Annotated in this window: 12 protein-coding genes and 1 pseudogene; all 13 read right to left on the bottom strand. The window is 36.7% G+C overall.

From position 1 onward, the window contains the following. Nucleotides 1–44: 44 nt before the first annotated feature. The gene (glf, locus tag I2H87_RS02520; protein WP_117550925.1) at nucleotides 45–1145 is read right to left on the bottom strand and encodes a UDP-galactopyranose mutase; all 1101 of its coding nucleotides are present in this window, start codon (nucleotides 1143–1145) and stop codon (nucleotides 45–47) included. Between the two features lie 28 nt (nucleotides 1146–1173). Further along, on the bottom strand, nucleotides 1174–6765 hold the full coding sequence (locus I2H87_RS02515; RefSeq protein WP_195609255.1) for an SDR family NAD(P)-dependent oxidoreductase: 5592 nt from the start codon (nucleotides 6763–6765) through the stop codon (nucleotides 1174–1176). 16 nt (nucleotides 6766–6781) lie between these two features. Next, nucleotides 6782–8623: a glycosyltransferase family protein gene (locus I2H87_RS02510; RefSeq protein ID WP_195609254.1), complete on the bottom strand. Its 1842-nt coding sequence runs from the start codon at nucleotides 8621–8623 to the stop codon at nucleotides 6782–6784. A gap of 15 nt (nucleotides 8624–8638) precedes the next feature. Beyond that, entirely contained in the window at nucleotides 8639–9820 is a 1182-nt protein-coding gene (locus I2H87_RS02505) for a polysaccharide pyruvyl transferase family protein (protein WP_009267816.1), read from the bottom strand. Nucleotides 9821–9854: 34 nt separating this feature from the next. Next, nucleotides 9855–12629 (bottom strand): polysaccharide pyruvyl transferase family protein, encoded by a 2775-nt coding sequence (locus I2H87_RS13885; protein WP_195609253.1) that lies wholly within the window; start codon nucleotides 12627–12629, stop codon nucleotides 9855–9857. Next, nucleotides 12626–14449 carry a glycosyltransferase gene (locus I2H87_RS02495; RefSeq protein ID WP_083460734.1) on the bottom strand — a complete coding sequence of 608 codons (1824 nt, stop codon included), beginning with the start codon at nucleotides 14447–14449 and terminating at the stop codon, nucleotides 12626–12628. Before I2H87_RS02495 ends, I2H87_RS13885 begins: the two co-directional genes overlap by 4 nt. Beyond that, nucleotides 14446–15399, bottom strand: coding sequence for a glycosyltransferase family 2 protein (locus tag I2H87_RS13770; protein WP_243273860.1), 954 nt, complete (start codon nucleotides 15397–15399; stop codon nucleotides 14446–14448). Before I2H87_RS13770 ends, I2H87_RS02495 begins: the two co-directional genes overlap by 4 nt. 153 nt (nucleotides 15400–15552) lie before the next feature. Next, a pseudogene (locus I2H87_RS14130) lies at nucleotides 15553–15930 on the bottom strand (hypothetical protein); the annotation flags it as partial. 27 nt (nucleotides 15931–15957) lie between these two features. Then, complete coding sequence (locus I2H87_RS02485) at nucleotides 15958–16893, bottom strand: DUF6270 domain-containing protein (RefSeq protein WP_195609251.1); 936 nt, start codon at nucleotides 16891–16893, stop codon at nucleotides 15958–15960. Nucleotides 16894–16916: 23 nt separating this feature from the next. Next, complete coding sequence (locus tag I2H87_RS02480; protein WP_195609250.1) at nucleotides 16917–18812, bottom strand: HAD family hydrolase; 1896 nt, start codon at nucleotides 18810–18812, stop codon at nucleotides 16917–16919. A 113-nt stretch (nucleotides 18813–18925) separates the two neighbouring features. After that, the gene (locus tag I2H87_RS13965; protein ID WP_330611446.1) at nucleotides 18926–20482 is read right to left on the bottom strand and encodes an ABC transporter ATP-binding protein; all 1557 of its coding nucleotides are present in this window, start codon (nucleotides 20480–20482) and stop codon (nucleotides 18926–18928) included. An 11-nt stretch (nucleotides 20483–20493) separates the two neighbouring features. Then, nucleotides 20494–21267: an ABC transporter permease gene (locus I2H87_RS02470; RefSeq protein ID WP_054703149.1), complete on the bottom strand. Its 774-nt coding sequence runs from the start codon at nucleotides 21265–21267 to the stop codon at nucleotides 20494–20496. Further along, the gene (locus I2H87_RS13960; protein WP_195609249.1) at nucleotides 21264–22697 is read right to left on the bottom strand and encodes an LCP family protein; all 1434 of its coding nucleotides are present in this window, start codon (nucleotides 22695–22697) and stop codon (nucleotides 21264–21266) included. Before I2H87_RS13960 ends, I2H87_RS02470 begins: the two co-directional genes overlap by 4 nt. Nucleotides 22698–22711: the final 14 nt, after the last annotated feature.

The raw sequence follows: 22711 nt of genomic DNA, 5'->3' as shown, positions 1-22711 counted from the left end.
CCTCCCGTGCTTTTCTATTAACGTAATTTCTTTTTTTGAAGCTATTATACCAGTTCTCCCTCACAAACTTCAAGTGCTGCTTCTATAACTTTGTCCATATCATAATATTTATAATTTCCAAGACGTCCGCCAAAGATTACATTTTCCTCTTTTGCTGCCAACTCTTTGTATTTTTCAAACAATGCATTATTCGTCTCATTGTTTACCGGATAATAAGGCTCCATTCCAACATGCCACTCAGAAGAATACTCTCTGGAGATTACCGTTTTTTCTTGCTTTCCAAACTCAAAATGCTTATGTTCGATAATACGAGTATAAGGCACTTCTCTCTCTGTATAGTTTACAACTGCATTTCCCTGATAATTATCTGTATCCAATACTTCTGTCTCAAAACGAACGGATCGATATTCCAATGCTCCAAGTTTATATCCAAAATATTCATCGATCATTCCTGTAAATACAGTTTTCTCTGCGATATCCGGATTCTCCTTGATAAATGTGAAATAATCCGTACTCGTTTTCACCTCAACACCATTCAGCATTTTTTCCACAATTTTTGTATAACCGCCCATTGGAATTCCCTGAAAACGATCATTAAAATAGTTATTATCATAAGTGAAACGAACCGGCAGGCGTTTAATGATAAATGCCGGAAGATCTTTGCAGTCTCTTCCCCACTGCTTTTCCGTATATCCTTTTACCAGTTTTTCAAATACATCTTTTCCGACAAGAGAAAGTCCTTGTTCTTCCAAATTCTTCGGCTCCGTAATCCCTGTTTCTGCAACCTGCCGGGCAATCTTTTCTTTGGCCTCCTGTGGTGTGCGGATATTCCACATCTTGCTGAATGTATTCATATTAAACGGCAGATTATAAAGCTCGTCCTTATATACAGCAATTGGAGAATTAATATAATTGTTAAATTCCGCAAACTGATTAATGTACTCCCACACTTTTTTGTTGGATGTATGGAAAATATGTGCGCCATATTTATGTACATTGATTCCCTCAATTTCTTCGCAGTAAATGTTTCCTGCAATGTGGTCACGCTTATCGATCACAAGACAAGTTTTTCCTTTTTTCTTTGCTTCATGGGCAAAAACCGAACCGAAAAGTCCGGCACCCACGATTAAATAATCGTATTTCATAATCTTCCTCCAATTTTCTTTTATAACATTATTTCGGATCACAAACTGATAAAGTTATTTCTTTATATTTTTCAAATTCTTCTTTTGCACGTTTTATTTCGTTTCGAGCCACTAAATATGACTCCGTGCCAATCAATAACGACTGAGGAAGTATATCCTGATTCGCTACGTTAATTATTTGTTGAGCTGCAATATCTTTACGATTAGGTATAGTTGGCACCTCCTGTGTATATCTACCTAAATTTTTATAATCTTCAATCTGTGTATCTATTACTGGATTATGAATCATTATTCCAGTCCTCATACAAACAAATTCAACTGCCATAAACCTGGCAAATCTCTGACATTCAGATTTCAATGTTCGTGTGAGCCCTTCTAGCGCTGCTTTTGCTGCCGAATATGTAGAAACTCTGGCTCTTGGCTGAATTCCAGCGATGGAGGTAATATTAATTACCGTTCCATTCTTATTTGTTCTCATATGTGGTAACACTGCTCTCATCATATTTTTAGGAATTGTGTAATTAACATTAAACACTTTTTCCATAATATCATCCGGACATTCTTCAAAACTGCTCCAGCAATTACTTGTCGCATTATTTACTAAAACATCCACTGAGCCCATCATATCAATCGCTGTTTGAATAGCTTTCTCACATGTATCACTACTATCAAGTTGGGATTCTATTTTATAAATCCCTTCTGGCATTGATTCCAACCTTGACATATCTCGACTTGTTACCGCAACGGTATACCCCAATTTCTTTAACCTTAATGCTAAGACTTTCCCACAACCACCACTGGCTCCTGTAATCAACCAATTCTGCATTTTCAACTTTTTATTTCTTGGCAACGTAATATCTTTCAAACTTATATTATCTTTTTTAGCTAAATCTGTAGATATTGAAACATTTTTATATTTTTCAGTCTCTTCGTCAAAAACTCGCATAACCTGTGGAAATTGTTGGTATGCATCCCATCCTAAAATTAAATCACGAGGTAATTCTTTGTGATTGACTGTTTCAATAACTGCATCAACTGTTTTTCCAATCTTATTTACATATTTCCGCTCATATGGATACAATTGAGGTAAATTTTTATACTCATCTATTTGCGTGTGTATTACCGTTTGTCTTTTAATAAGTCCTGTATTAATTCCACCTAATTCTACTGCCATAAAGCGCATAAACTTTTGGCATTCAAATTTTAAGTTTTTAGTCAAATTATCTACTGCAAATTTAGATGCAACATAATGAGAGCCAAAATTTCGTGCCCTAAAACCACTTGCCGATGAAATATTAATTACCGTACCATTTCTATTCATTCGCATATATGGAATTATAGACTTTACCATGTTCGACACTCCCCAATAATTAGTCGCCATGATTTGTTCTTCTATCTCTTCAGGTGTTTCTTCAAAACTTGATGTATGAGATAATCCTGCATTATTTACCAGTACATCTATTTTTCCTAACTGTTCAATTGCCATCTTTATAGCTTCTCTACAAGAATCAATATCTGTAACATCTACTTGCAATTTCACTATCCCTCTAGGTAACTCTTTCAATTTTGAAATATCACGGCTCGTTGCTACAACTTTATATCCTAATTCATGAAGTCGAATTACTAATGCTCTCCCGAACCCTGTACTCCCTCCTGTAACTAACCAATTTTGAATCTTATTTTTATCAATTATCCCACTTTTTTCAATTACACTAGCAGTTGTTTTTTCACCTGATCTATTTGTCAACTTTACATATTCGTCTGATCCACATCGCTTAATATCTGTTGTCACAATATCTCTGCTCCATGCAGTATCATATTTGACAAGTTTTGCCGGATTTCCTGCGATAACACAGTTGTTAGGATATGTCCCTTTCACTACACTTTGTGCACCAACAACACTTCCTGTATCTATGTTAGTTCCTGCCAAAATAAATGCACCTTTTCCAACCCAAACATGATCACCTAATACAATTTTGTTCTTGCATTCAGGAAGATTATCGTAATCGCTATTTGTATTTTTTCCCGTAGTCACATCAAACAATGTATGTCCATCTCCAGCCCAAACACTGATATCATGTGAAAACATACAATCACGACCTATAATTAACTTTTTACCAGCATTTGCATGCATGTCCAAATTAGATTCAAAACTACTTTCATCACCTATAATAATCGATGAATTCTGAGCATGTCCGTATACTCTAAAAAGTGCATCTAAGAAACGACATTTTTTACCGATTTTTACTGTAGATAATGGTATGACATTCCCTTTCAATTCAAATGTAACATCAAACGCAAATCGACAGCCATCGCCAATTTCAACCAATGCATTTGTATCCATATCAAAATTTAGGCTCTTTCCAATATGAATTCCCCTACCTAGCTCGATACGACTGTTTAATCCTCTAAACACAATCTTTTTCAGTATACCGGATGTTCCTACAATTCGATTTCCATATATATCTGAATAATTCCCCTTAGACAAATCATAATTTTCAAGCACTATTGGTTTGTGAACACGGAAAATATAATCTTTTTCATTCTGAAATCCTAAGTCTTTCAATAGTTTTTCAGCTTTTGCATCCCATGCATGTCCCAAACTAACAATATAATATTCATTGCTTTTTCCTTTCAGAGATTCAATTGCTCTAGTTGTTGTTCCATTTACCGGATGTCCGTATGCAAAAACAGTAAACGCAATATCTATATCAAAATATTTTTTGAATATTTTTTTTGATACTTTTCCCTCTCCCCATGCAACTACTTTTCTTCCTTTAGCATTTTCCGCTACAATTTTTCCCAAATAATACAAATTATGCATATTAGGGCTAATATCTTTCAATATTTTTTCTTCTTGTTTGCTAAAATCATCTCGAAAACAAGATAATGTAAGCTCTTTAAAGTTTGTATCATCCAGATGCTTAAAGAAATAGTTTCTGTTTTTATGCATACGATATGGTTTTTTCATAACGTGATTACCATTCAGAGCTATCTCAAGTGGAACCGGCTTCATTAACTTTGCAGTCCCTCTAAGTTCCTCTAAGAATTCTGCACCGCGCTCATTATTTACAAGTATTTCACTCGTTCCTTTTTGATCGTTGTACTCAGCATTGTACTTATTAATGCCCCAGAAATCTCCTATGGAAAGATCTGCTTGTCTTGGTAGTTTGTTAAATTGACACTCACCGCATGTTGTGTTCTTAGAAATACACTTAAGGTACGCAATAAAATATGGACATCGCTCCAATGGAACCGAATAACTTGTTCCATCTTCAAATCTCGCATTCGTTCCAGCATGCCATCCCCATGGTTGTTTTGCTTTAAATTGAAGATCTGTTAATTTCTTTCCGCCAAGCACATCCGCATGAAACTTATCAAATACTTTTTGCGAAGTAATCCCATGACATACTAAATCTATGGTATACAAATTCTTATACTTTCTACCTCCAAGACATGAATACAACGCTGCGATATGACATGGCAATCCTGTAAAGAGTACTAATTCACCTTGATTAAGCAAAATCTTGACATCTCTATAAATTTTCTGTACATCACTCTGCATGTACTTAGAACCTCGCATTTTCCAAAGTTCATCTTTACTATGAATAATTGTGTGTCTCACACTATAATCTTCATTATAAATCGTCCCCGCTACATACCCGCCTTTATCAAGAATATATTCTGCTGCAACTGTAAATACTCCCCCAGAAGAACTTACAGCTCTTATTTCATCAGATGCCCAAAATGCATAGCATTCCGGTTTTGAATAATTCTCATATTTAGGATGTAATGCAACACATTTTTTCTCACATAATCCACAATTAATACATTTGTCATAATCTACACTTGGGTTCAAAAACCCATCCTTATTCGGTAGCATTGTAATCGCATCTGCCGGACATACATTTGAACACGCGCCACACCCTGTACACTTTATATTCTTCCAAATAGCCGGAGTTGTTACTGTCTTATCTGCTAAAACAACTGGTGGCAATTTCTCCTTTGGTAACTCCAATGCATCTTTAAACCATTTATAACTTTTATCAATCTCTGGCTGCAAACGTTCTTGTACAGCATGATAATCTATCTTATCTTTCAACCATACATGTTCAAAAAGCGTACTAATATCGGAAATCTTTTCAACCATACGATTTCTTAACCCTAGTTGATCCATAAGGCAGTCAAAGCGTCCACCGCCTCTGCCAAAATTTTTCTTTACAATAAACTCATTCGAAAAAATACTTGCAAAAACAGAACCATGGAAAGAATCTGTAATAACAAAATCTGCATTTTTAAAACAATATAGCCATTCATTAAGCGTAGCTTCATCCCAATACTCCACATTTTTATAATCCAATGCTAATTTCTTTTTTGCTTCAGCTTTATTATCACCCTCATTGAATATAACAATTACATTTTTTTCTGTTTTTTCTGCAATCTTTTTGATTTCTTCTCCAAACTCCGGTCTTGGATCTAATATATAAGCAAACAGAAAATCTTTTCGTATATTTGTGCATTCCTGCGTTAATTCTTCATACTTCTCAAGAGGACATAAGAATACAGAATCTAACACCTGCTCTGCTTTTATTCCAAAATTCTCTGCACAGATTCTTTTGGAAAAATCATCTCGTACAGATATAGCCGTAAATCTGGCAAGATTTTTCTGTACTTCTTTCGCATATTCCTCTGGTGCATTATAAGTATCCTTTCCGAAAGACGTAGCATATGAAATAGCTTTCTTTTCATCCTCGACAAAATCAAAATAATATGACTGACGATAAGGCTTACTCAATCCATAATTCCACATTTGATCTGAACCAAGAACAAACTTATCACACATACGATTTAATTTAAACATTTCATTCAGATTATACAATGGAGTAATGTCATAATGCTTTTCTGCAAAACGTAAGGAATGAGATTTTGGCAATGTCTCTAAATTTATTCCTTCACGTCCAAGCGGATTTTTTATCATAACAGTAGAATACCCCATTCCCTTGAGAACTTCATCCAAGGCAAAATATGTAACCATACTTCCATAATTTCTACCATACCAGAGTCCAAATATACCAACATCATAATGCTTCTGTTCCATTTCAGTCATATTATAATCGTCCTTTATACGTTTCCTTGTAATGCCTATTTTTTCTTCCCATGTGTCAAAAACAACGGAATCAATTACTGACTTTTTTTTACTATCAATCACAACAATATTAAGTCCTCTTTGATCCACCGCCACTTCTTTTCCCTCTACAATAATAGATGCCCGATCCATTTTTTTATACGGAGAACTCAAGATCTGAATGTCTACTCCATCTATTAAAGTTTTATATTCGACATTTTCTCTTTTTTCATCTAATTTTTCATATATGACATCTCCATTAAAAATCACTGCCGCATATCCGCTCCAAAACTGTTGTGCAATATTATCTGTTCTTAACTGACTGAGTCCTAAAGTTTGCAGTTTACTATATTCCTCTTTTTTTATATTCGTTTTTGTTGGAGAGGTTACAATTGTATCTCGTACTGCCATAATTACAATACAGTTTTTTAGTTGTTTTAATTCATCAAGATAAGCACTAAACTCTCTCTTATTTATCAACGAATTTTCACTCATTTCGCTTCCTCCGTTCTTACATTCCCAAATATTCTTTCCAGAATTTTTCACCTTTCAATGTTTCTGAGGCTTTTCTGTATTGCTCGGCAATCTGTTTTCCCTGTGTTTTATATCTTTTCATTAATTTCTTTCTTCTTTTTATTAATTCCAGATACCTTTTTCTGGATCGTACTCTTAAATATGCTGTTTTTTCTACCGGATTTACCGCAAGCAGTTCTTTCTTCATATACTGCTTTGCAGGTGCTTCGAACCAATCATAAGGTATCACCCCTATCTCTTTTTTCAAAAGCCAGTTTGGTCCGATATGACCGTTACATGTCAAATTATACCAAAACTTCTTAAATCCTCTCAATTCTGCTTCATCATAAATTCCGTCAAATACATGTCCCATGTCCAGATTCAGTTCTCTGAAATCACGAATATCATGCATTTTTTCATTTTTTGCCCCTTGCTCTTTCATGATACGTTCACCTTGAGGAGTCATCATAAATTCCGGTCCATTTAAATAATCTTCCACAGCATCAAGAAGCAATTCACAGCTTTGGTAACTCAAGCGTTTTAGTTCTTTCCAGAAAAATGCATCAATTCGCTCCATAAAATCAATATCTTCACAAATTCCACTCATTGCCTGTGTAATAAAGCTGTTCCGATGTACAAGATATAATTCCAACGCCGCGTTATATTTATTTGCAAACCCTTTATGCCAAATACAAATTCCATTCAACGTAATAAATTGTGCGTGTTGTTTTACACTATATTCTACGTCATCTCCACGAATAAATAGTGGAATTGGCAAATCACTCATATCCATTGTTTTTACCGGAATACAGCAATACCACCATCCTGCATACGAATCCGGCATCGGTTCATATTCTTCTTCATTCATAAATACATGATCCCATAAATGTAACTGCATTCCCGGTTTTCTTGGACCAAACGAACCATCTTTATGTACATATCCTACGTCTTCATGCTGAATATTCATGTGTTCCATAAAAAGCATCGCGCCACTGATAAAATGAGTATCGTATTCCGGCTTTATCAAAGACAATAATGTATATGTACGGATCAGACTTTCCGGAAGAATTTTCACATCATCATCCATCAAAATAATATGCGTTGGCTTTTTCTCCGCAGACATAGATTCAAGTATACCTCGCGTAAATCCTCCTGCCCCTCCAACATTTTGGTTCGGATATATGTGAATATATTCGCTCTCATATTTTTCCTGATCCAATGTCCTGCCATTATCTACAATCCGTAAAGTAATATGCTGACCTGCCTGCTCATCAGAATAGAATAATTCACGTTCCAGAACATGAATATTATTCTCAATATATTCTTCTTTACGAAATGTTGTAGATGCAATCGAAATTTCTACATTACGAATCGCATCCCGATCCACAAATGTTGAGTAATATCCCTCATATATTTCAACGTCTGACAATGCCGCCAGATAAAACGCTGCAACTTCACTATTCAGATTTTTTGGATATGAGATTGATATTTCTGTAATTTCCGGACAATAAAAACGCTGCTTTTCTCCAATCCACTCTTTTTTTATATCACCGCTTTCCCTATAATGACCAAATAGCTGAATATCAAAAGTTCCTTTCACTTTTAAATTCAATGTAACATCATCTATTTGCGTATATTTTCGCCACTTACGGATCGTAATAGAGTTCAAATATGTAAAACAATCGATTGTCTCATTCGCAGAAAGAATATGACAAGATTTCTTGTTATCATGTATCATTCTTCTTCCATTTCTTGTCCTGTATTGCATCCACCAATGTTCATCCAACCCATATTTTTCTGTAAATATAAGATTTTGTAATTTAAATTTTATCTTTTTCATCTTTCCCCTCATTTCCTATTTCGCGATGTGTTCCTCTAACCATCGCATTGATTCGTCCTGAAGTTTTTGTAATTTCCGATCTGCTCTCGCATAACGAATTTCTTTTCGATACAAATAGAAATAGTCTCTCAAATCCGTCTTTTCATCACAAGGAACCATCCGTTCTTCCAATTCAAACCAACTTAATAATTCTCTAAATTCATTCTTTCTTTTGAAATCGGAAGGTACAAGAACAGAAAATGGTTTGTGAAATAAAATTGCAAAACATACACCATAATAAGAATCTGTTACAACATAATCACTATTCCAGATCGAACATAACCAATCATCCGCCATCACATGAAATGTTACATCCAATCCCAATTCTTTCGATGATTCAGGAAAACGATTAATATCAATATAATTGCGGCTTTCCAAATTCTTGATTTGCATCCCCGCTTCAATATATTTTTTTATCTGTTCATTTCCATGCTCAATGTATGTAAATATATACGGTTCTTTCGCATCAAAATGCGCATTTTTTATTAATTCTTCATACGCAGACATCTCGCACAAAAATACAGGATCCAGAATGATCTCCGCTTCACATTGAAATTGCCGCTGGCAAACACCCGCATCATATCCGTTTCTCACTGAAACTCCTTGAAACGAAGACAGTTGCTTTCCCACCTTTAATAACTCCACTTGTTCTGCAGAATTCCCCTGAACTTTTCCAAATGACGAGGCGCAAGAAATCTTAGTTATTTCCGGTGCGACACATCCGCCGAAAAAGAAATCCCCTGTTTCCTTTCCGCAAAGATCATAATTCCACAATACATCCGGACCGGCTAAAAACATATCACATTTTTTAAGTTCTTTATCCTCTATTTCCCGTTTAGCAACATTACAATATCTATGTATTAATTTTCCTGCAATGCCATCTGGATTATCATAATGTGTTGTCCACAATTCTTTTGGTTTATTTAACAAAACCGGCTTTCTGCCTAATTTTTCCACCACTTTGTACAATGCATATGCTGACAAAATAGATCCATAGTTTAATCCATACCATAAACTGGCAATCAACGTATCGCAATCATCCAGTTTATCCAGACCACAATCAGGATATTCTTCTGGCTGAACTATATCCTCCTTTTTTCTTGTCCCCATTGTGTTTGTTATATTCGTCTTATTGTCTTGATACTTTTTCTTTCGCATACCTCACACCCAAACTCCTTTCTCTTCTCCTAACTTATTTTCTCCGATAACACTTATAATCCGGTAAATGTGTGTCAAAACACACCGAATCCTCTACTATCCCACTCTCTTTCTCAATCAGGACAATATTAAATCCCCGTTCATTCACCGCATAATCTATTCCATTGTATTTAATGACAGCCTCGTTTCCGTTTAAGAACACTCTGCTGACCAAGCGAAGTTCTGCATCTTCCAAATGAAGTTCCGTCTCGATCGGTGAAAGTTCCTGTCCCATTTCTTCATATATATTCTCTCCACCGTCAATTACGGCTGCAAAACTTCTTCCATGTTTTCCAACCAGTTTTTCTCGTATACCCAATTTCTGAAATTTTTCACTGACATTCTCACTTACCGCTAATCCGGGCGTATCTTTTACTGCAATGAGTATTTGATATTTCTTACGCACTCGGAAAAGATAATCCAGATATTTTTCTATATCTGTAATATAACGTCCCTCTTTTCCAACCATACGCGCCAACTCCATCATTTCGCTATGAAGCTGCGAAATAGTCCGTTTTTGCTCCTCAATCAACTTCTTCATCATGTCATAGTCTGAATACAGATTTTTTTTAGGGGTTTTCAACTGGGCCAGCAGCCATTGAGTACATCTTTGTTTCTCTTTTTCGAGAATTTTATGAACTGCGGTATAATCAATATCCGCTATAACTGCCGGAACATTTTTTTCCAGTTCTTTACTGTTTTTAATCAATCGCGCTTCTAAACCGAACAGTTCCAACAACGATGTGAACCTGCTGCCGCCTCTTTTTGTATTCAAAATAGAGAGAAATGGTTTCCCCATAATGATGGCAAAACAAGTTCCATGGAATGAATCTGTTACAAAGTAGTCACAATTCATAATGCTGTCCAAACGTTCTTCCACTTTCAGATGCACAACATCCAAATCTCCCAACGGAGCGACATATTCTTTTGAATGTGACATTTCGGAATAAACTTCGATCGGCAGGTCCAGTTCTTTTCCGATCCTTTTCAGTATTTTCTGCTTATCCATTGACGGATCTAATATATAGGATGCAATATAATGTTCTTTTCGTTTTCGCTTCGATTTTTGCGCCAATTCACGATATACTTCTTTATCACATAAAAAAACCGGATCTAACACCCATTCTGCATCCACAGCAAAATGTCGTTTACAAAGCGCCACCGCATCTTTTTCCCTTACCGAAAACGCATCATATTTATGGAGGAAATATCCCATTTCTGCCAGTTCATCCACATCTCCCCAAATTTTTCCATGTCCGAATGATGCCGCATATGCGATCTTTTTTTTTCGGTCTTTCGCCCATGATAATGACACAAACTTATCTAAATCACGATAAAGTGTATATTGAAAAAGTTGATCGGAACCAACAACGAACTGGCGGCACACATTATTCAGTGCCTCCATATCCTCCCGTGTATTCATCCGCGGAAGCAGATCGATTTCATCGTAAGGACATTCCAAATACATCTTGGAAAGATTTGCATGATCCGCTTTTCCCCACGAAGAAAGCGGTCTTCCAATCATCCCCACAGAATATCCCATTTTTTTGATCGTTCGATACAGTGCGTACTGTGTCAAAGATCCTCCAAAATTTACAGCAAGATAATTTGACACCAATCCGACGTCAAATATTTTTCCGCTTACAATCTTTTTTTGTTCAATTCCGTTTGGAAGTGTTTCTTTTACTGCCTGATAAACATTATGCCTTTTTTTAAGTTCCTGAAAAAATTTCTCCCTTTTTATATTGGGTGGATATTTTGCATGAACACGGTTTTTTATTTTCCCGCCTATTTCCTGAAAAGGATAGGATTGTGTCTTGTAAAATCTTTTTTGGATTGCTGAAAACACACGCTCTCCCTTTTGGTTATTTACAAAAACAATCGACGTTCCTTTTCCGTCATTCTGCTTTCTATCAATATCTGAGATTCCCCAGAAGTCTCCGATCGACAGGTCACCTTCTCTTGAGTATTCTGAAAATTTACAATCGGAACAACATTTTTGCAACGTAAGATTCCGATAGAATCCTACTTCATAGGGATCATTCTGTGTTGTACCTATGTATTCGCTCTGATCTTCAAACTGAATCTGAACTTTCCCGGACTGCCATCCAAACTGTTTATTCCTAAAATTTACCGTTTTTATTTTTTTCCCATCCGCCACTTCCGATAAGTATTGTGTAAAAAGTGTCTGGGACGGAACTCCATGACAGATAATATCAACCTGTATCAGCTTTTCCTGTTCTCCCACAATATTTCGCAACGCTGCATTTTGACACGGTGTACCTGTAAATAAAACGCTTCTTCCTTTTTTCAATTCTTTAAAAATCTTCTGATATACATCACCGACATTACTTTGAACATATTTCGATCCGCGAAGTTTTTTCAAATCTTTCTTTTTTTCTACCAACATATGATGTACATTCATCTCCGTATCATATGCCGCGCCACAGACAAGTCCTTTTTCTTCCAGAATATATTCTGCCAGTATTGTAAATACGCCGCCTGAAGAACTCACCGCCCGCAAATCATCTGATGCACGGACTGCCCAGATTTCCGGAGTAGAACTATTGGAATTGTTATCCACTAATACCGGACATACCATGAGACATTTTCCACATTCGATGCACTGCGTTTCTTTCACATTGGGATAAAGAAATCCTTCCGTATCTGCCTTCATGGAAATTGCCGAAACCGGACACACATTCTTACAAGCGCCGCATCCGGTACATTGCGCTTCTGTCACTTTTGCATTGACTGTTTCTTTCCTCACGATTTATTTTCACCGTCCTTTTCCTTTGAATCAATTTCCAAATATCGGCTCCAAAACTCCAGATTCATCACTTCTCTTCCTCGTTCCCGGTATTCCGCCCGTACAATATCATATTTTTTCCTGCATAATTTTTTTAAATGTAAAAAATCTTTATACAGCCGGAAAAACTCTTTATTATTTTTGTATGTGACAAATCCTTTCCGACTCATAAAGTCATAATTCAACACACGTTCTTTTCTATAAAAATATAAAATATGTGGTTCGATCGTCGGAACGATCGCATCTCCTTTTGCTTTCAAAAACATTCCGTTAAATAATAGCTTTCGTTTTAACTGATGCATTCTCCCCTCAAAAAGATGTATCGTTCTCTCATAAACCGGAAAATCAAACGGCACTTCTAATTCGTTGATCAGCTGCATCTTATAGCCTTTTCCCATGACTTTACTATTCAAGGCTTCTCCATCTTGTTCTATTAACCAATCAATTCCTTTTAAAAAATCATTTGCCCCATCTAAAAGCAATTGTGCATTTTTAAATCTATATGTAAACAACTCTCTGACAAACCATTCTTTCAGTTCTGTTAGAAATTGTTTGTAAGAATAGGGAATCTCATGAATTGCGTTATCAATCAGTCGATTTCTAAAAATATAATAATACATGGAAGAGCTAAATTTATATTCAAACGGTTCATGCCATACGCAAATTCCATTCATAAGAATCAGATTTTTCATATTTCGAAGTCCATATTCCACATCATCCCCACGAATAAATAATGGAAGAGGCAGATTCGTTTCATTCACAAATTTCATAGGAATTGTACAGTACCACCACGCATTAAAATCACACTTTTCTTCGAATTCGTTGTAAAGGCAGGCATCCAGATCCCGTAAATCTAATCCCACTTTTCGACTGATCAAATTGCCACCATTCCACAATGCTCCCGATTCCGTCTGGTACCATTGCTTATCAAGCCGCAGCATAGCGCCCCCGATATAAGTATCGGAAAACTCTGGTTTTAAAACCGTTAAAATTCTCCATGTACGAAAAATTGATTCCGGTTGAATCATCACATCGTCATCCATAAGTAAAACATGTGTAAATTCTTCTGTTTTTTGATTTTTTAAGCATTCGATCAGACCTCTTGTGAATCCCCCAGATCCGCCCACATTTTTATTTGGAAAAATATGAACATATTCTGATTCAAGTTCTGTCTGATTTAAACTTTTTGCATTATCTGAAATATAGACTGCAAGATTTTTTCCAATCTCTGAGCACGTATTTTCGAAAAATCTTTTCTTCAACATTTTTATATTTTTATATACGAACTCTTCCCTTTTAAATGTACAGATCACAATAGCCAATCTTACTTTTTGCTCTTCTCCGAGAAAATCCGCATCATATTCTCCGCCATAAAATACAACGTCGTCTTCCATTGCAAGAATATTGAAAGCATACATCCCCTGTGTTTTTTCACAATGATAGAGGCTTTCGATTTCCGCAATTTTCCCTCCGGTATCGTATTCTGCTTCTTCCACGATCTGTGTATAGATTTGTCCCATCTGCTTTTCTTTATAAAAAAGCGTCAATCGGATTTTTCCCTTTACTTTTATTTTCAATCGGATCTTTTTCACCGTCGTATACTGAAACCATTTACTCGCAGAAAAACCGTTAAAATATGTATCAAACGAAACCATCGCCTCTTTTTTTAACATAATATTTTCCTGCGCCAGACTATATTCTACGTCTCCAAATCTCCGAAAATATAGGGCTTCTTCTGTACAATTTTCTGTTGACGGACTGATAATGTTCTGTATTTTCATTTATTTTTCTCCAAAATCTTCTGATATGACACAAATGCTTCATGTCCCTTACGGTTAAATCGCATTTCCAGCATTCTCCAAAGGAATGCTGCTTTATATTGATATTTCTTCCCACTTTTTTCCCGCATTTGCTTTTTTTCTTTCTTCGAAAAAAGCAAATTCTTTCCTTTTAAATAATCCTGCATCGCTAATATTGCTGCATATTCTCCCGAATAATCTTTTTGATTGTAATAATCATCCAGTTTCTTTTTCCAATCTTCCCACACGTCTTTTTCACTTTGATAAAATCCATGAATTGTATTAACGATCATACTATTCCTTATATCATAGTAAGATATCATTGCATTTTTTCGATATTCATACGTTTCATGCCACACTTGGATTCCATTTAATATCAATGGTTTCTCTCCATTTCGAATCCCATATTCTACATCGTCGCAATGTAAAAAAAACGGAAGCGGTTTATGTTTTCGCACATATTCCATCGGAAAGCACCCAAACCACCATCCTGTATAAACGTCTTTACTGACCGTCTCTTTGATGTGGTTCATATCCCATAAATTTTCCATTTTCGTCATATCCAGATTCCGACCTATATGCCGAATCTCTCCACGATTCCATATTTCCAACGCTGTATATTGAATCTGGCGTTGATCGGTCCGGAACATTCGCCCTGCGATCGGTCTGCTCTGGTATTCCGGTTTGATAATTTTCAAAAAAGAATACAAACGGTAAAGACTCTCTTTCATAAGCTCCACATCGTCATCCATCAAAAGGACCTGTGTAATTCCATATTTCTCTTCCTCTTTTTTACTCTCTTCCATACCACGGGCAAATCCGCCTGCACCTCCGGTATTTGGATTGTGAAACACTTTTATATAAGGCTGCTCCCTTACTTCCATTTCTGACGAATTATCCACAATCCTCATGCTCATCCCATGAAAATACATAGACTCCTCTTCAAAAAAAAGACTGTTTTGAAACAACTCCTTTATGTTTTGAATCATTTTTTGCCGCTGAAAAGTGCAAATCACCCATGAAATATGTACCGGATTTATCTTTTCCTCTGAAACAGATGAACTATAATAAATATTCCGAACACTCATTCCTGTTTCTGTGCTTAATTCAAACCAATATCTTCTCTCTCCAATCGGTAAAGCAATAATCTTTTTCACATAATTCAAACTATCCACTCTATACTGTGCAAATATTACTTCTTCCGTCCCATTTTCTGAATATAGCACCCGAATACTTCCGCTCCCCTTTACTTCCATCACTAATCGGATTTTTTCAATAGATGTATATTTCTTCCATATGGCACAATCTAGTAAATTAAGATAGGTGTTGGTTCGAATTTCTGTTTTTTCTTTTAAGGTAATCTGATTTTCTTCCGGAATCGCATTTCCTTTTTCTCTATAATACAATTCTTTTAAAGAACAAACTTTATCTTTAAAAACAACAGATTGTAACGTAATTTCCATACTTTTCCCCTATGATCTTATCCTTTTTCATGAAATTTCTTCTAATTTCTGTGACAATTCCTTTACTTGCTTCTGAAGCGCAGCAATCTCTTTTTTCATTCCCACAATGCTGTTGATCGAACTGCTATTTAATACTCTGGTAAAAAGTTTATTTTTAAATCCCTGCTCCAGATATAAATTTTCAACTGTATTAACTTTTAATTCTTTAAACAACGTGCGAAGCACTTTTGCAAGATAGATATAAGTATCCTCGGTATAATATAGCGGATGTTCACCACGTAGATGTGTTTCCACAGAATGAGTAAAAATCGGCAGTTTTACTACATGACATTCCGGTATATATCGATACAGTATTTGATATAATTTTCTCAAAAACTCGTTTTTCTCCCTGATCTTATATTCCGCCGGCTGCGGATGTAAGATCCCATCGGAATTACCAACCTTTTTTTCGGCATAATACGTTTCCAATACAACTATATTTTCAGCATAATATCCGTTTGGATTCTCTTCTGTTTTCACCAAATCCAGAGCAAAGCGACGATATTTTTCCTCCAGTTCTTCCCAATTCAATTCCAAAGCATCCATGATTATGCTTTCTCCATATTCGGAAAATCCATCCTCCATTATGCTTTGTTCTTCTTCTTGAAAAGCAATACCACATTTTGAAATTTCTTCATTGACAAAACGCTTCATACATTCATCCGCCAAATCCAAAATCAATACATTTGCCTCACTTTTTTTCAGCAAACTAACTGCGCTTCTTCCCATTTGTATTTTTAACATTCTGTAATTGTATTTACTCAATCCTGACAGATCAATTCCACGCTTTTCAAGTGAAACTCTTTTTTCATATAATGTACTGATCGGAATGTTTCCTATACAACGTTCTACACTATATAATTCTTCCGGCATATAGCGAAACAGATCCCTGCACACACAACTTCCCAATATATCGATCTGCATTCTTTTTTCCTCTCTTTTTTCTTTTACTCCAAATTCATTTGTACCTTTTCTGTTCTCAAAAGATTTCTGAAATACTCTTCATTGCTCAATACTGTCAACAACGGAGCATACGCATCTCTTCCACTGATTTTCGGTATTTTCTGCATGCGCATCAGATACCACTTTACAAAATCAATAATTCCGTCCTGTACTTCTTTCGCATCAATTTCAATCTCATGCTCTGCAAACTTCAACGTTCCATCTTCATTAAATCTTCTAAAAGAATATGTAGGCGATGCCAAAAGCATTTCTGCTGCCAGATTATCGCCACGATTCGGATTATGTTTTTTCCATATATCTCTGTTCTCCTGTTGGGAAAACGCATAACTCACTAATTTCCCCGAATATAAAAAGGATTCCGATGCATCCGGCTCCTGATTAAATATTGTATTCGTTCCGGCAACCAAGCCTGTCACATTACATTGCATTCCCCACACTTCATTAATAAGATAATCCAACGAAACCGCACCGCTTCCTGCCCATCCTATATCTACAACTGCCGCACTGGCACATTCCCTCAAAATTTCTCCAAAATATTGTTTTCCCATCTGGATCTGCGTCTGATAATGTGCTAGTACGTCTTTCCAATTTTCCTGTAAAAATTGTTTCACTTCCTCCGCCGTTTTTTCATCGAGCACACTGTTTTCCGTTTTCCCTTTGTGTCTGCTTTCTTGCAAAAAATCATACAGGAGATCTTCTAATTCCATAGATTGAAAAATGGCTTTTAAAGAATATCCTTGATTTACTTTATGATATAAAAAACGACGGAAATAATCATATTTAAAGTAATCTGCTGTCATTTTAGTCGCTGCGATCCTAGACCAATAAACATAATTCCACTTTCCAATTTCTTCGGGATAAAGCATCTCATAAACCTTACTTAAAATGTCGCCGTCTCTCGACAAAAATAAAATTTTCTCAATCTCATGTTCTTTGACATACTGATGAATCCACTGACAATATCCAAGAACAAAGATTCCCCCGTAAATAAATCCATATTCATATGGCATCGAATACGCTTTCATCCCGTTATAAAGCCAACTGTTCACAAGCCCCCGATAAATACTCCCTCCCACTTTTGACATATCCTCACTTCGATAAACAGCGCCTGCTTCGTTGACATTTGGATACCAAACAGCTTCGATCCCATTCTTTTCCGCCTGTTTTTTATCTGACACTTTATTATCACCTATATGTATGATCTTTTCAGAATTCTTACAAGAGTTCTTTATTTCCTGATATATACTGCCATCATGCTTTGACTTTCCATATTCACAAGATATAAAGTAGTGAGCAAATGTTCCATATCCGCAATGTGCCAGTAGTTTTTTTATCTCGTCTTTTCCAAGGTACATATCCGATGTAATGATCATTGTTTTCCCCAGTGATCTTAACTTCTCTACCACACGCTTCATATATGGATTTGCAAAACAATATTTTTTTTCTATCTCCCACTCAATCTGCATCCCTCGTTCTTTTGTTATTCCGGTCTCACTTTCCATCATGCTCCAGATTTCCTCAAACGTAACTTCCCGCACACCATATTTTTCGTATTTTTCCTTTCGTGCTCTCTGTTCCATTTCCATCCGGATCCTGCAAAAATCGAGATATTTTAACTCTTCTCCTACAAAAAAGAACAAATCGGATGGCTGTGAAACCGGTCGGAAAATCAGCGTATCAAAAACATCAAACGAAATCACATCATATTTTGCAAGCCGTTCTGCCAATTCTTCCGGTGTCTCCCGAAATACTGCGGATGATTCGCTCTCTTTCACACGAAGCTGCTTTTCTTTATAAAATAAATCTTCTCCGGCAGAAACCTTTTGCTTCAACAGCCGGTATTCTATATTCAGTTTGATCAAATACCCCCAGGCTTTCACTCGCGACACTCCTTGTACCTGATCTCTGTACCTGTGATATCGTATTGAAATATCGGGGTTTCGATTTACCAGATCTTGATAAATTTGTTCTATAATTTCCATATCTTTTCCTGCTAACTGTTCATTTTCTCGTAAGCCCGGCACACTTCTGCCGGGGTTCCGATATCTTTAAGCACTCCTTTTTCAATCCAAATTGCCTTTGTACAATTAGATCGAATCACGGATGTGGAATGAGAGACGATCAATACCGTGGAACCGCTTTTAATCATTTCTTTAATTCTCGCTTCACTCTTTTTACGGAAAAACATATCTCCAACACTTAATACCTCATCTAAAATCAAAATTTCCGGAGTATCTCGCATAGTTGCAATTGCAAATCCAAGTCTGGATACCATACCTGACGAATAATTTCTTACTTTTTGCTCCATAAATCCTTCCAACTCAGCAAATTTCACAATATCATCGTATTTTTCATCGATAAATTCTTTTGTATACCCAATAACAGCCCCATTCAAATACACATTTTCCCGACCTGTCAATTCAAAATCAAATCCCGTTCCCAATGTAAGTAGCTGAATCTTATCCCGATCCACTTCCACAGTTCCCGATGTAGGAGTCAATGCCCCCGAAATGATCTTCAAAATTGTACTTTTCCCGGATCCATTTGTTCCGATAATTCCTACAACTTCTCCTTTTCGAATTGTAAAGCTTACGTTATCCAATGCTTTGAATTTTTCTACTTTATTTTGGTGTTTGGCTGAACGTACAAACAATTCTTTCATGCTAGTCGCTTCATCTTTTGTACGTTTAAATTCCATCGTCACATTTTTTACAGCAATCTCAATTTCCTTTTCTTCTATAAAATCAAACGCTTCTAATTCTTCCAGTTTTTCTGGTTTTGACAAATCATCCTCTGCAAATTCTGATTGCTTCTTCACTTTTTTTCTTACAGTTCTTTTTTTCTTTTTTGCAGAAGCATGTCGATATTTTTTCATCATTGCGAAGATCATACCCATAAGAATCAATACAGACAAAGCAGCAATCCCCGGTACAATCCATTTTTTCCAAGATTGTACTGAATGTTCTTTTTTACCCTCTTGTTTCTCGGTCTCTTTCTGTTTTTCTTCATGATCCAATGCAGAATCTTTTTCTTCTTTTGAATCTTCTACTTTCGTACTTTCTTCTGCACTTTCCATTTCCTCATTTTCCGGAGCAGCTATGACCGGAACATTTCCATCTGCATCGGGCACATCGACTGCAACACTTGCTTCTGAAACTGTCACATCCTCTCCCATTATATTTTTTACATTTGTACTGGCAATCGTAACTGCGGTACTTCCCGGTTTTCTCGGAATCAGTTCCAACAATGTTCCTGCTTCTATTGAATTTCCATCTCCTACCGTTACATGTATGGTTCCCGGTTCGACCAGTTCCCCGCCCGAACTATATTCAAGAAATTCCGCATTATAATGAACATATAATTCTGCTGTTTCTACCGGCTGATCTGAATAAGCATATACTCCTATCTGCGCAGGAACATCCAATTCCCATCGATAACTTTCTGAGCCAAATCCGACTGCTTCTCCTGCTGCCTGTACCGAAAAACCTAAACTTATAATTCCGGTCAACATCAAAATCGGTAAAAGTATTTTTTTTATCCTATGTCTCATATCTTCTCCTGTTACATCTTTTGCATTACTTTGTTCTTGTTCTTTTCAAACACCAAATAACCAACAACAAACATTCCCACTCCCCAAAGTACCATTCGCAGTATTTCCGGAAATGTAGGAAGCTGCCCCCACATCATCACGCGTCTTGCACAATTGATATAATTGAACAATGGATTTTCCACAACAACACGCTTTACATATTCCGGTAGCATCTCAACCGGATAAAACAAAGCAGAGCAATACATCCACAATGTTAAAAGTACAGAATACAGATGCTTTACATCACCAAAAAATACATAAGCAATAGATAATATAAACGCAACTCCGGTTGAAAATAACAATGCAAAAAAGATAATAAGCGGATACAGCAACACACTCCATGTAATTTGAATCCGAAATACAATCAAAATTCCAATATAAGGAATCAACGAATATCCAAGATTTACCAGTGCGGTGCAAATTCTTGCCAACACAAAAATCTCCATAGGAAGCCTTACTTTGATCAACATATTTTTATTATCCACAAGTGTTGTCATCGCCGCGTTTGTTCCACTGGTAAACATATGCCAGATCACTGACCCCGTTAAGTAATACACCGGATAATTCTCAATCGCACGATGGAACATATGTGAGAAAATTAGTGTGATCACGATCATTGACAATAATGGATTCAATACACTCCATGCAATTCCAAGATAGGATCTTGCATATTTTCTTTTAATTTCTCTGGATACTAATTCTTTAATTACAAACGTATATTGTCTTCTCTTTTCCTTTTTTGTCATTTATATAACTCCTGTATCAATCGTTTTGCCTCTTCCACGGACGCCGGATCCGGCTCAATCACCGACAATTGCTGTCCCGGCATAGAAAACGTTTCCGCATACATCCCGGTCCCTGTCGACGTGTAAGACGTCACTTCCCACTGCGCCATATCCGCAAGCTGCATTCTGACAAGTGATGCGATCTGGTCATCCGGCATATTCGTTTCAAAGCTTCCGGACACAGCATTCATAACCGACGCATAATTTTTGAGTAAAGAACTTGATGCGCACTGCGCCACTACCGCACGGATCACTTCCATCTGGTTTTTTGCTCGCTGGTAATCTCCATCCGCAAAACTGTAACGCTCCCTTGCAAATGCAAGCGCCTCCAGTCCGGTCAGATGATTGATGCCGACGTGATACGTTTTAATTGGTTCTACCGTAAATTCATACTCGGAATTTACGTCAATCCCTCCCAACGCATCAATGATATCCACAAACCCGGAAAAATTAATGCGCAGATAATAATCGATCTGAATCCCATACAGTCGTTCCAAAGCATCCATAGATGCCTCGACGCCATAAATCCCCGCATGTGTCAGCTTGTCTTTTGCTCCGTCTGTCACATTGTAATCGACATAATAATCTCTTGGCGTAGATAATAAGAGGATTTTTTTCAACTTTGTATTTACGACTGCTAAAATATTGACGTCACTTCTGGAACGCGCTGAAATTCCTCCATATGTATCGATTCCACTCAAATACATCACAAATGTTTCCGGTACATTATCCGGAACTGCGCTTTCCTCCGTCACTTCCGCCTCATGCTCAACGGAAGTGATCCTGCGCAGATCTGTCGCGATCCAACTATACCCCTCTACATCCGCGAACATCCCGACATAGGCATCATTTAGAATAACTGCGCCTGCTTTTCCCTCTTTCAGTGCATCCAGCATTTTAAGAATGTCCTCATATTCCTGAATCTCCAGCGGACTTTTCAACACATTTTCCAACTTTTTCACCGTTTGATCCGTACGTTCTCTGTCCGTCTCCTTTACGATTCCAATCTGATAATCCTGAATTTCCTCTAAAGACTGTGCCGGATCTTTCTCCATTACATAAACCGAAATCACATCGGTTTGCTTATCCGCTTTTGATACTTCCGTGATCGTACGGCTTGTGCGGATCATATAATACGATCCCAGTACACATACAAATGCCAGGATCAAAGTCAGAATACTTGCCGCTATAGACGGGACCACTTTTCGGTGCATCCACAGAAACACACCTCCAAAAATAGTCAGAACCACCGCCGTCAAAATAAGATAACTAACCGGAAAAATCCGGGATTTTGCACAATAATAAATCAATCCAACCACGGACACGCCATAAAACACAAGCAAAATATATCCGATCCATTTATGAATACCTGATACTATTCTTCGATTCACTCTTTATCGTCTCC

Origin of the sequence: Mediterraneibacter glycyrrhizinilyticus, assembly GCF_015560805.1 — a bacterium.
Lineage (GTDB): Bacteria > Bacillota > Clostridia > Lachnospirales > Lachnospiraceae > Schaedlerella > Schaedlerella glycyrrhizinilytica_A.
This window is presented reverse-complemented; position numbering and strand designations above follow the sequence as displayed.